Origin of the sequence: Mesorhizobium sp. M2E.F.Ca.ET.209.01.1.1, from assembly GCF_004010375.2 — a bacterium.
In the GTDB taxonomy this organism is placed as follows: domain Bacteria; phylum Pseudomonadota; class Alphaproteobacteria; order Rhizobiales; family Rhizobiaceae; genus Mesorhizobium.
In genome coordinates this window covers 1-302 of the sequence record NZ_SADP02000998.1, presented here as the reverse complement: position 1 = coordinate 302, position 302 = coordinate 1, and the positions used below count along the sequence as shown (strand labels likewise).

Annotated in this window: 1 protein-coding gene; it reads right to left on the bottom strand. The window is 66.6% G+C overall.

The window, feature by feature from the left end; translation table 11 throughout:
* Positions 1-302, bottom strand: a 302-nt coding sequence (locus tag EN852_RS38845) for an HAD hydrolase-like protein (RefSeq protein WP_148671972.1), incomplete at both ends; no start/stop codon positions are given.

The following is a 302-nucleotide window of genomic DNA, read 5'->3' as shown; positions in this document are numbered from 1 at the left end:
GTCCGGCCAGGCCTTGTGCTCGCCGAAAACAGCGGCGAGGTCAGGCGCGCCGGCCAGGATCCCACCCAATACCAACGCGGTGGCGATGCCGACACCATTGCCGCCTGCAATATCGTGTTCGACGCTGTCGCCGACGCAGACCACCCTGTGGCGGTCCGGCTCGCCGGCCAGTGCAAGTGCGGCATCGAAGATCGCCGGATAGGGCTTGCCGATGCGGGTGACGCCGCCGCCCAGCTTCTCGTAGAGATCGGCGATCTCGCAGGCGACGAAGCGGGGTCCGAACGCCGTAAGCATGATCCTAT